General features: G+C 65.9%; 10 protein-coding genes. 7 read left to right on the top strand and 3 right to left on the bottom strand.

The window, feature by feature from the left end; genetic code table 11:
• The first annotated feature begins 333 nt into the window (after window positions 1–333).
• The 4 genes from Q8Q88_RS02395 (at window position 334) to Q8Q88_RS02410 (ending at window position 3,651) form a co-directional block, all read left to right on the top strand.
• Window positions 334–672: a helix-turn-helix transcriptional regulator gene (locus Q8Q88_RS02395; protein ID WP_305673600.1), complete on the top strand. Its 339-nt coding sequence runs from the start codon at window positions 334–336 to the stop codon at window positions 670–672.
• Window positions 662–1,948, top strand: a complete 1,287-nt coding sequence (locus Q8Q88_RS02400; RefSeq protein ID WP_305673601.1) for a type II toxin-antitoxin system HipA family toxin — start codon at window positions 662–664, stop codon at window positions 1,946–1,948. The genes Q8Q88_RS02395 and Q8Q88_RS02400 overlap by 11 nt, the downstream gene beginning before the upstream one ends.
• Before the next feature lie 169 nt (window positions 1,949–2,117).
• Entirely contained in the window at window positions 2,118–2,714 is a 597-nt protein-coding gene (locus Q8Q88_RS02405; RefSeq protein WP_305673602.1) for a hypothetical protein, read from the top strand.
• Window positions 2,704–3,651, top strand: a complete 948-nt coding sequence (locus Q8Q88_RS02410) for a nucleotidyl transferase AbiEii/AbiGii toxin family protein (RefSeq protein WP_305673603.1) — start codon at window positions 2,704–2,706, stop codon at window positions 3,649–3,651. Before Q8Q88_RS02405 ends, Q8Q88_RS02410 begins: the two co-directional genes overlap by 11 nt.
• 149 nt (window positions 3,652–3,800) lie before the next feature.
• On the opposite strand, the gene Q8Q88_RS02415 is transcribed toward Q8Q88_RS02410, so the two are convergent.
• The 3 genes from Q8Q88_RS02415 to Q8Q88_RS02425 form a co-directional block, all read right to left on the bottom strand.
• Window positions 3,801–4,343 carry an AAA family ATPase gene (locus Q8Q88_RS02415; protein ID WP_305673604.1) on the bottom strand — a complete coding sequence of 181 codons (543 nt, stop codon included), beginning with the start codon at window positions 4,341–4,343 and terminating at the stop codon, window positions 3,801–3,803.
• A 290-nt stretch (window positions 4,344–4,633) separates the two neighbouring features.
• Window positions 4,634–5,914, bottom strand: coding sequence for a PAS domain-containing sensor histidine kinase (locus Q8Q88_RS02420; protein ID WP_305673605.1), 1,281 nt, complete (start codon window positions 5,912–5,914; stop codon window positions 4,634–4,636).
• Complete coding sequence (locus Q8Q88_RS02425; protein ID WP_305673606.1) at window positions 5,904–6,437, bottom strand: response regulator; 534 nt, start codon at window positions 6,435–6,437, stop codon at window positions 5,904–5,906. Before Q8Q88_RS02425 ends, Q8Q88_RS02420 begins: the two co-directional genes overlap by 11 nt.
• Window positions 6,438–6,620: 183 nt before the next feature.
• Here Q8Q88_RS02425 and Q8Q88_RS02430 point away from each other — a divergent pair, with 183 nt between their 5' ends.
• From Q8Q88_RS02430 to Q8Q88_RS02440, 3 genes are read left to right on the top strand one after another with little or no spacing between them, the layout of a single operon-like run.
• Window positions 6,621–7,910 carry an efflux RND transporter periplasmic adaptor subunit gene (locus tag Q8Q88_RS02430; protein WP_305673607.1) on the top strand — a complete coding sequence of 430 codons (1,290 nt, stop codon included), beginning with the start codon at window positions 6,621–6,623 and terminating at the stop codon, window positions 7,908–7,910.
• 8 nt (window positions 7,911–7,918) lie between these two features.
• Window positions 7,919–8,599: an ABC transporter ATP-binding protein gene (locus tag Q8Q88_RS02435; RefSeq protein WP_305673608.1), complete on the top strand. Its 681-nt coding sequence runs from the start codon at window positions 7,919–7,921 to the stop codon at window positions 8,597–8,599.
• A 12-nt stretch (window positions 8,600–8,611) separates the two neighbouring features.
• Window positions 8,612–11,116 carry an ABC transporter permease gene (locus Q8Q88_RS02440; RefSeq protein ID WP_305673609.1) on the top strand — a complete coding sequence of 835 codons (2,505 nt, stop codon included), beginning with the start codon at window positions 8,612–8,614 and terminating at the stop codon, window positions 11,114–11,116.
• The last annotated feature ends 180 nt before the right edge of the window (window positions 11,117–11,296 follow it).

The following is an 11,296-nucleotide window of genomic DNA, read 5'->3' on the forward strand; positions in this document are numbered from 1 at the left end:
CAAACCATCGAACCGCATGCCCCGTGTTCTGAGTTAAATCTGGGCGCCGGCCTTCGCGGAGGAGAGCGGTGGCAGGCGCTCACAGGCCCAGCAATTCGCCCTCGCCATGGGCGGCTATGCCGATGCGGCCGCCGAACGGCTCCAGAATTGCGTAGCCAGTCAGAAAGCAGGTCACTTCCACCAGCCCATCACGATCCATAAATAGAGCTCAATATACCTCTCAGACCGGTTTATAGGTCATTTCTTGACAAACCCATCCGCTCATTGATAGCAAGGTCCATAAGTGATGCCGGAAACCCTTTCCCGCCCCTTTAATGAGCCAGGAGAAGCTCTATGCCGAAGCCGGCCACGCGCACCTACTCCCGTTACAGCCAGGATGCCGTCCTGCTGCTCGGACAGATGGTCCGCCAGGCTCGTATCGCGCGGAAATTGACAGCCGCTGAGCTGGCGGAGCGCGCTGGCGTTTCCCGCGGCCTGATCCAGAGGATCGAGCATGGCGATCCAGGCTGCGCCATCGGCGCCGTCTTCGAAACCGCCGCAATCCTCGGCGTCAGGCTGTTCGACGCCGATCGCTCGACCCTGGCGGCGAAGACAGCCGTCCAGCAACAGATCCTCACCCTCCTGCCGAAGGCCGCACGCCCCTCGCGAAAGGCGGTGAAAGATGACTTCTAAGAACCGCGACGACGAAGCGTTTGTCTGGGCCTGGCTTCCGGGAGAAACCGAGCCCGTGGTCGCGGGCCGCGTGGAGCGCGATGGCGACCGGCTGATCTTCAACTACGGGCGCAGCTATCTTGGGCGCGAGGATGCGATCGCGCTCCATGAGCCGGAACTGCCGCTGCGACCCGGCGCGATCGCGCCCCTGACAGGCCTGTCGATGGCGGGCTGCCTACGCGACGCCGCGCCTGACGCCTGGGGGCGGCGCGTCATCATCAATCGCAAGTTCGGCCACAAGGGAAAGCAGATCGATGTCGGGCAGTTGGATGAGCTGACCTATCTCCTGGAATCTGGCTCGGATCGGATCGGGGCTCTGGATTTTCAGCGCTCGGCCACGACCTATGCGCCGCGCGGAAGCGGCGCGGCCACACTGGAGCAACTCCTCAGTGTGGCGGAGCGTGTCGAGAGCGGGACGCCAATGCCGCCTGATCTCGATCTCGCGCTCTTCCACGGAAGCTCCATCGGCGGCGCGCGCCCCAAGGCGATCATCGATGACGGCGAGCGCAAGCTGATCGCGAAATTCTCTTCGCGTGATGACGTCTTAAATGTCGTCAAGGGCGAGTTCGTCGCCATGCGGCTGGCCGCCCATGTGGGACTTGATGTCGCCCCCGTGCAGCTCGTGCGCGCCGCCGGCAAGGACGTGCTCCTCATCGAGCGTTTCGACCGCGAGCGCGCTGGGCGTAGCTGGCGGCGCAAGGCGATGGTCTCGGCCCTGACCCTGTTCGAGCTGGACGAGATGATGGCGCGCTACGCTAGCTATGAAGCACTGGCGGAGATCATCCGCCACCGTTTCGACGCGCCCGATGCGACGCTGCGCGAACTTTTTGGCCGCCTGGTGTTCAACATCCTCTGCGGCAACACCGACGATCACGCCCGCAACCACGCCGCCTTCTGGAATGGGCGGACCCTTACCCTGACCCCCGCCTACGACATCTGTCCGCAATCCCGTGCGGGGGGCGAGGCCGGTCAGGCCATGCTCATCACCGGCCAGAACAACATGAGCACGCTCGCGGTCTGCCTCCAGGCCGCGCCGCATTTCCATCTCGGCGAGGCCGAAGCCATCGAGCTTATCGAGCGCCAGCTCCTGGCGATACGCGATCACTGGCCAACCGTCCGCGAAGACGCCGGCCTGACAGAAATCGAGCGTGCGCTCCTATGGCGTCGGCAGCTTCTCAACCCCTTCGCGTTCCAAGACGCGCCGGATGTTCTCGCGCGCTTTGCGACCGAGGAATAGTCTCAGGCTTGCGGCCGACTGGAGGGCAAGAACGCGCTCAGATTGGCCCTTGGGGTAGCTTCTCCCCCCCAATAAGCAGCTCCCTTGCATCACCCGCCCCATGCTCAGTTTGCATGAATTCTCAATGACATTCCTTGCAAAATACCCCCAGAAGCCTAGATTAGGATTCATGGGCAAGTTCGACGAGTTCAAGGCGAAGCTGCGACCCGGCCAGACCTACCGCCGCGCCGACCTGGTCGCGTGGTCGACCGCCGTCGATCGCCACCTCAAGGAGGCCCTGCAGGCCGGCGCGCTGACCAAGCTGGCCGGCGGGCTTTATTACGCGCCCAAAGAGACCGCCTTCGGCAAGGCGCCGCCGCAAGACGACACCCTCGTCGCCACCTTCCTGAAGGGCGGCCCGTTCCTGCTGGCTTCGCCCAACGCCTATAATGCGCTCGGCGTCGGCACGACCCAGCTGCACAACAAGACGGTGGTCTATAACCACAAGCGCCACGGCAAGTTCGCCCTGGGCGGCCGCACCTACGACTTCCGCATGAAACCCGCCTTCCCCAAGAAGCTCAGCCGGGAGTTCCTGCTGGTCGATCTGGTCAACAACCTCGACCAGCTCGGCGAAAACCCCCAGAAGGTCCTGGAGCGGGTCAAGGATCGCCTGTCCTCGAGCGACACGGCGCGCCTGAAGAAGGCCGCCCAGACCTATGGCTCCGAACGAGCCAAGAAGTTCTTCGCCCGCGCCCTCGCCGAGGTCGGAGCCCAGGATGCCGCCTGACTTCCTGCACAACCATCGCCAGTTCGGCGACCTGATCCGCATCGTTGCAACCAACGAGAAGATCGAGCCCGCCCTGGTCGAGAAGGACTACTGGATCATGCAGAGCCTTTACGGCCTGCAGCAGTTGGGCCTCGCCCTCGAACTGAAGGGCGGCGCCTCCCTCTCCAAGGGCTACGGCCTCATCGACCGGTTCTCCGAGGATATCGACATCCGCATCGAGCCGCCGGCCGACCCGCCGGTGATGACCGGTCGCAATCATGACAAGCTCGCCCACGTCCGGGGTCGGAAGGACTTCTACGACCACCTGGCCCAGACCATCGTCATCGACGGAATCAGCGCCGTCGAGCGGGACACAGCCTTCGATGACATCCGTCAATATCGCAGCGGCGGCATCCGGCTGGGCTATGCCAGCAAGAACGGGTCCGTCGATGGCCTGAAGGACGGCATCCTGCTCGAAGTCGGATTTGACGACGTGTCGCCCAATGAACCCCGGGACATCAGCTCCTGGGCCTACGACTACGCCGCCAGCCGGGTCGAGATCCTCGACAACCGCGCCCTGGGCGTCGCCTGCTACCACCCCGGCCACACCCTCGTCGAAAAGCTGCAGGCCATCTCGACCAAGTTCCGCCAGCAGCAGGAGACCGGCGTCTTCCCGCCCAACTTCATGCGCCACTATTACGACGTCTACTCGCTGCTCCGAGCGAAGGCGGTTCAGGACCTCATCGGCACGCCCGCCTATCTCGCCCACAAGGCCAAGCGCTTCCCGAAGGCCGACAATCCGGTCATCGCCGAGAACGAAGCCTTCGCCCTGAGCGATCCAGACACCCGGGCCAAGCTGCAGAAGGCCTACATCGCTTCAAACGCCCTCTACTATCGGGGCCAACCCGCCTTTAAGGACGTCCTGGCCGAGATCGCCAAGTGGGCGCCCAAGCTCTAGGTCAGCCGCCGCCAACGGTCTGGCCCTCCACGCAGGCCTCCACGACATAGGCGTCACCCTCGCGGCCGGTCACCCGGCAGACCTCCTCACCCTAAGGCGTTCGAGGTCGCTTGTCAGACTCCATATGGGCCGTCCTATCGTACTGACGGTCAGATCACGAGGTCTCTACCGCCGGCCCACAGTGCGATGTGGTCAGCGGTCACCTCGGGTGACATGTCTGTGCAGTCCAGGCGAAGAAGCTCGTCGCCACCGTCCTCCAGCAGCCGCCAGCGTCGTCGATAGGCTTCAAGCGCGATGGGGTCCGACATCTTCCCGCCCTTGCGACCCTCCGACTGGACGCGTCGGGCGTTCTCCTCGGGCGAGCATGAGAGGCTGACTACTAGGAAACGCGACCCTCGGCGTTGGGCCATCCCCAACATTGCAGCCCACATCTCGTTGCCCCAGTCCGAGTCACTGCATGCGTTGGTGGTGATGACCGGAGTGGACGGTGAGATCGCCTCGACACCCCGGAACGCTACCTCACGGACTCCGCGCGCAATTTCGTCCCACCCAGGACTGCGAAAATCCGCCAAGGCGAAGGCGACATCGTACATGGTGTGATTGTCCAACAGACGGCCGCCTAGCCGCGCCGCCAGAATCTTCGCCACCGTCAACTTGCCCACGCCAGGGTAGCCGTTGATGTGAATGATCATCTTCCCCCGCTAGCGGCATCATCCTTGAGATCAGGACCCGCTTCAATGGCGGTCCGCCTTCGAGCCCAGTCATTCCTCCCCTGCGATGTTACCGGCGCGCGCGCGTTGCTTCTGGGCAAGCGTCCGGTTTGTGGATCGGAGTTGAAGGCCGCGATCCGCCCCCATCAGCTGTTCGCGACGTCCGCTCTCCGCCTGCGGGACGATTCGCCTGGCTAACGACAGCTCGGCGCCACAGAGCGGAACTTGGCCCGACTCCGGCTAGCGGACATTTGACTGCCGACAACGCGGCGTCACTTGGGCGCAGGAACCTGCAAGACAAAGGTCGTGCATTCGTTTTCACGTTGATAGTCAAGACGGCCGCCATGCGCCGTCGCGATCTGGCGCGCCAGCGTCAGCCCGATGCCTGAGCCCTGAGGCTTGGTCGTGTAGAATGGGACGAACGCCGCCTCGGGATCGGCCAGCCCAGGACCGTTATCGGAAACGACAAACCCCACGCCGGCGTCATGGGCCATACAGCCGAAGCTGACCTGGGGCTCCGGTCGCCCGATCGCCGCGTCGCGCGCGTTGATCAGAAGATTGAGCAGCGCCTGCTCCAGCAGATCCGCATCCACCTCGACCGCAGCGTCCGTTGGCGCGCCCGTGCAAACGTAGCGAACCCCCGCTCCCGCCATCATGGGCGCAACCAGCCGGTCGAGCCGCGCGACCACATCGCGCGCGGAGACCTTGGTCATGGCGCCCGGCAGCACCTCAGCCACCCGCCGGTAGCGTTCGACAAACGTCATCAAACCTGCGCTGCGCCGAGATATGATTTCCATCGCTTCCGACAGGAGGTGTTCATCCACTCCACCGCCCTCAACGCGGCGCAACAGGCTTTCCGAGAGAGAGGCGATCGGCGTTAGCGAGTTCATCATCTCGTGGGCCAGGATCCGAACCAAGTCCCGCTGCGCCTTGATCTCCACCAGGTCCAGGTCGCCGGCCAAGGTCTGCAACGACACCAGACGGCGCCCGACCATGGATGGAGTTCGAAACAGGCTGACCTGCATCAGGGCCGAGCGGCCATCCGCCAATCGTACGATCTGCCGACCGCCCGGCGCTCCCACATCCAACTCCAACGGCGCGCCGACGCCGACGCCCAGCTCGAGCGCCGATCGGTTGGCGTGAAGCACCCGGCCGTGGTCATCGACCACCAGCAGCGCCGCCAGCGAGGTGTCGACGAGGCTCTCCAGGAAATCGATCCGTTGCTGGCGCTCGGCGCGTACGCCTTCCAGCCGCGCCTGCGCCCGCCCCATGGCGGCGCCTAAACGCGCAAGTTGGGGTGGGGCGCGAGGCCACTCATAGCCCTGGGCCGCGACCCCATCTACGAACTGCGCCAGGATCCGGTCGGTCGATCGCGACGCGCGGGCTAGGTCGGCCCCGACCATCACGATGACCACACCCAGCACCAATGCACTCGCATAGAGTTGCGCGCCGGCCGCTACCACGGCGATGACCGCCACAACGCCGATCAGCGCAGCGCGCCAGGCGATCCCCGCGGCGAAGGCCGCAGTTCCAAGGCGTGCGCTAGAGGCCATGCCGCTCTAGACGGCGATAGAGGGCTGGCCGCGTCAGACCCAACATGGCGGCGGCCTTGGTCATGTTGCCGCCGCTGGCCAACAAGGCCCTGGCGATAGCGCGCCGTTCGATCTCGTCGAGCGTCAGCCCAGCCTCCGCGCGCCGCGCTCGTGTCGCCTGCGCCGCCTTGGTCATCGCGATCTCAAGCGCATCGTTGCGCCAAGGCTTGAGGATGAAATCCTCGGCGCCCTTCTTCAGCGCCTCGACAGCCAAACTCACGCCTCCGAAGGTGGTCATCAGCACGATGGCGAGCTCCGGCTCGGCCGACTTCAGCTGCGCCAGGACACCCAGACCCGCCTCGCCACTGCGTGCGCCGAGCGCGAAGTTCATATCCAGCAGCACCGCGTCCCGGCCTGCAGCCAGCGCCTCGATTCCGTCCGGTGACGTGGCGACATCGACCCGCGCCAGCGGCCCCGACAGCGCCAGGGCGGCGGCCTTAAGCACGTCGGGGTCATCGTCGACAATCAGGAAGGCGAACGCCATGACTTCAGTCTATGGCGCCGCCGCTTGTCGGCAAGCGCCTGCCCATCAAGCGCTGAGGGCTCCGCCGGCCCTTACGCCGGTCTAGAAGCGTCCGTTTTCGGACACTGCATGCTAGCGTCTAGCGCCGCCATCGCACGTAACCCCTTGTGGTGGCGTCGTTTCTCCCGTGACTCGAACTACGTGATGCTGTTGATTGAGATGACCGACAGCATGGACAAGCCGATCGCACGGCCAAGGTGGTGGCGCTCGCCGCGCTCCCTGATTGCGGGGGGCGCAGGCCTAGGCCTCGCCGCCCTCGTCGTCACTGTCTCGGTAATGGCCTTCGGCGCGCGTTCGGCCGTGCGCGCGCCAGTCTCCCAGCTCACGATCGACACGGTTCGCACCGACGTCTTCCATGACTTTGTCGCCCTGCGGGCCAAGGTGGTCCCGCGCGACATCGTCTACCTCGACGCCCTGGAGGGCGGCCAGGTCGAGCAGGCCTTTGCCCACGCCGGCGACTTGGTGGCTGCTGGCCAGCCGCTCCTGCGCTTCCGGAACACCTCGCTGGAGCTGGAGGTCCTTGATCGCGAGGGCCGGCTGGTGGAATCGATCACCCAGCTTCAGACCTACGAGAAGCAGCTGGAGGACACCCGTCTCGCTAATGAGAAGGCCGTCGCCAGAATCCGATACGATATCGTGCGGCTTCAGCGTTCGGCCGATCGGCGCGATGCATTGCTTTCCAAGGGCTACGTCAGCCGCGACCAGCACGAGGCAGTGCATGACGAGCTTGCCTACAACCGCGGGCTTCTCCCGCTGCAACTCACCGCCAACCGCGAGCAGGAGACGCTGCGCCGGCGGCAGGTCCCGCAGATCCAGGCCGAGCTGGCCAGCCTGCGCGAGAGCCTGACCATCACCCGTTCCAAACTGCATAGCCTGTTGGTTCGCGCGCCGGTCGCCGGACGTCTGACCGACATGGACCTCAAGGTCGGAGAGATTCGCGATCGCGGTCAGAGATTGGGCCAGATCACGCCTGAGACCGGTTTCAAGCTCCAGGCCGATATCGACCAGTACTACCTCGAACGCGTCCAGCTCGGACAAAAGGGCCAGGTCGAGATCGGCCCGCGTTCGATCCCGTTTCGCGTCGTTCGCGTCGATCCCCAGGTCAAAAACTCCACCTTCCAGATCGAGATGGCCTTCGACCAGGCGCCGCCTGTCGGCCTGCTGCCGGGTCAGGCGCTGGAGGGCCGCCTCAGGCTCGGCGGCGACCGCACGGGCCCGGTCCTGGCGGCCGGCCCGTTCCTGGAACGTTCGGGCGGTGACTGGGTGATGGTCCTGGACGATGGCGGACGGCGCGCCGAGCGGCGGCGCGTCCGACTTGGCCGCCGCAACGCCGAGCAGGTCGAAGTCCTGAGCGGCCTCGCCGCGGGCGAGCGCGTCCTGACCTCTGACTACACGGGCTTTGAAAAAATCGATCAGGTGATCCTGACGAAGTAGGAGGCTGCATGCTGAGACTTGAATCGATTAGCAAGATTTACCGGACCGACGAGATCGAGACCCTGGCGCTCAACGGCATCTCGCTGGAGATCACGCCGGGCGAGTTCGTCGCAATCATGGGCCCGTCGGGCTGCGGCAAGTCCACCTTGCTCAACGTGCTTGGCCTGCTCGACGGACCGAGCAGCGGCGCCTACCATTTCTTCGGCGAAGACGTGGCGGCCTACGGCGAGCGCCAGCTCACCGCCTTGCGGCGCGATCGCATTGGGTTCGTGTTCCAGAGCTTCAATCTCATCGACGACCTGTCCGTCGCCGAGAACGTCGAGGTTGCCCTGCTCTATCGGCGCGTCCCGGCCGGCGAACGTCGCAGGCGGGTCACGCAGGCCTTGGAACAGGTCGGCATGGCCCATCGCGCCCGTCACCGCCCCAAGCAGTTGTCCGGCGGTCAGCAGCAACGAGTGGCGGTGGCCCGGGCCCTCGTCTCCGAGCCCAGCCTGATCCTGGCCGACGAACCGACCGGCAATCTCGACACCGCCAACGGCGAGGCCGTGATGGCCATGCTGAAGGCCGCCGCCGCCTTAGGCGTCACCGTCGTCATGGTCACCCACTCCCCCGCTCACGCGGCCGAGGCCCAGCGGACCATCCGACTTCTCGACGGACGCGTCGTCAGCGAGACCCTGTTGGCGGCCTAAGGAGGAGCGAGCATGCTCCGCAACTATCTCTCAGCTGCGCTCCGCAACCTCGGCCGCAATCGCTTCTATGGCGCGCTCAGCATCGCTGGCCTGGCGCTCGGCCTCGCAGCCGCGATCCTGGCCTACCTCTATATTCGAAGTGAGCTCGACTACGATCGGTTTGCGCCGGACTACGAACGCGCTTTCGTTGTCACCTCCGAACTACGTTCGCCGGGCCAGGCACCGGTCTTCTCGGACTATGCGCCGGCCTGGATCGTCCGCCGCATCCGCCAGGGCGTGCCCCAGGCGAGCGCCGAGGCTCGCTTGGTCTATGATCAGGTCAGCCTGCGCCGCGGCGCGATCGCGGCCCGGGAAGACCTCGCCTGGGTCGATCCCGACTTCTTTGAAGTCCTGCGCCTGCCTGCCGTCGCCGGCGATGCGCGCCAGGCGCTCGCCGATCCGAATGGAGTGGTGATCACTCGCTCGCTCGCCCGCAAGTACTTCGGCGTAGACGCGCCGCTGGGCCAAACGCTCGAACTCGAAGGTCGCCATAGCTTACGCGTCCGCGCCGTGCTGACGGACTTCCCGCCCGAGACGCACCTGACCCAGCAGGTCTTCGCCTCCGGCCGCGCCTCGTTCTCGCGCCTGGCCCGCATCGACGCCGCAGCGAATCCAGATCGCGGCTTTGCGACCTGGCTCGTCACGCCTCGGCCGGGGCTGTCGCCGCCGGTCCGCTTCGAGTCCGTCCGTCTGCGCACCTACGTCCGCCTCACAGCTCCCGATCAGGCGCCGGCCGCTGCGGCGGCCTTGGGCCGGCTGGCCACGAGCAGCGACGTTCGTGGGGGCCTGCCGCCAGGCTCCAGCGTCAGCCTCGGACTTGTCCCGCTCGCCACCCTTCACCTTCAGGACTTCCAGGGCGCCAATCTTGGCGCCGGCGACGTCCGCGCCAGCCGAGGCGGCCTGCTCGGCCTAGCCTTAGCGGCGAGCCTGGTGCTGGCCCTCGCTGTGATCAACCTGGTCAACCTCGCGACGGCGCGCGCCGCTCATCGTGCGGTCGAGGTCGGGGTGCGCAAGGCCGCCGGGGCCCGACGGCGCGACCTGATCATTCAGTTCGTCGGCGAGGCCGCACTGCAAGTAGCCGCCGCCATGGTCCTGGCCATCGCCCTCGTCGAACTGACCCTCCCCGGCCTCAACGGTTTCCTCGGCAAGGCGATGAGCTTCCCCTACTGGCGCGAGCCGGCCGTCGCGCTCGGCCTCGCGGCGGCGGCCCTGGCCCTCTCTCTGGCCGCAGGGGCCTATCCCGGCGCGGTGCTCACCGCATTTCGTCCCGCGCGCGTCCTCAAGGGCGGGCCGATCGAGACCACCGGATCAGGCGCCGTGCGAACCGCCCTGGTGGTCGGTCAGTTCGCGGTGCTGATCGGATTGGCCATCGCCGTGAGCGTCGTCTGGATGCAGACGCGTTTCGCCACCAGTCGGGGCCTGCGGATGGATACCGACCAGGTCCTGGTGGTCCAGGCCACGCCTTGCCGAAGCGCGTTCGAGGCCGAGGTCAGGCGCATGCCCGGGGTGCGTGCCGCAGCCTGCTCGTCACGCAATCTGCTGGGCCTGGACGACTTCGATCCGGTCAAGAACGTAATGAACGCCAATGTCCCCGGCGGACCGACGGCGCATGCCGACATGGGCCTGGTCGACCAGGACTGGTTCGGTCTCTATGGCGTCACGCCTCTGGCAGGCCGCCTGTTCTCCCGCGAACGTGGCAAGGACGAACTGCCGCTCCAGAACTTCCCGGAACTTCAACGCGGATCAGTCGTGATCAACGCGGCGGCGGCCCGCGCCCTTGGCTTCGCCACGGCCAATTCTGCCCTCGGCCAGGAGATCAAGGTCGGCCCTGGCTACGGCGAGTTCGACATCATCGGCGTCACCCCCGACACCACGCTCGACCTGAAGAGCGCGCAGGTGAAGCCGACCTTCTTCCTCGTCGACTTCGCCAACTATCCGGCCGATCAGGTGCTGAGCGTCAAGCTCGACGGAGCGCGGGCGCCTGAGACCCTCCGCGCCATCGACAAGCTCTGGCGCCGGTCGGGCCAGCCCGGAGAGATTCACCGTCAGTTCCTCGACGACTACGTCCAGCGCCTCTACCTCCAAACGATACGCCAGGGTGTCCTGGTCAGCGCCCTCTGCGGCCTGGCGCTCCTGCTCGCCTGTATTGGTCTGCTTGGCCTGGCCGCTTTCACCGCAGAGCGGCGCACCAAGGAGATCGGCGTGCGCCGGGCGCTCGGCGCTAGCCGCAGGTCCATTTTGCAAATGCTGGTCTGGCACTTCACCAAGCCGGTGCTGCTGGCCTGCCTGATCGCCTGGCCGCTGGCCTGGCTGGTCATGCGGTCCTGGCTGCAGGGCTTCGCCTACCAGATCGCCCTGACGCCCTGGATCTTCATCATCGCGGGCCTAACGGCGCTGGCCATAGCCTGGGCGACCGTGCTCGGCCACGCCGTCAACGTCGTTGCGCGCAAGCCCGTGGACGCGCTGAGACATGAATGAGCACTACTGGAAGGAAGGCCACGAGCGCCTAAGTTGCTGAAAGCAGATGGGGTGGATGGCTCCCGCTCCCGGCCTCTTAGGGCCAATGTGGTCGCTGTCATGCCAACCACGAGCATTGGGAGCCACCCGCCATGGAGATTACAACGATCGGCCTCGACCTGGCCAAGACCGTCTTCCAAG

This window comes from Phenylobacterium sp., from assembly GCF_030697925.1.
Taxonomy (GTDB): Bacteria; Pseudomonadota; Alphaproteobacteria; order Caulobacterales; family Caulobacteraceae; genus Phenylobacterium.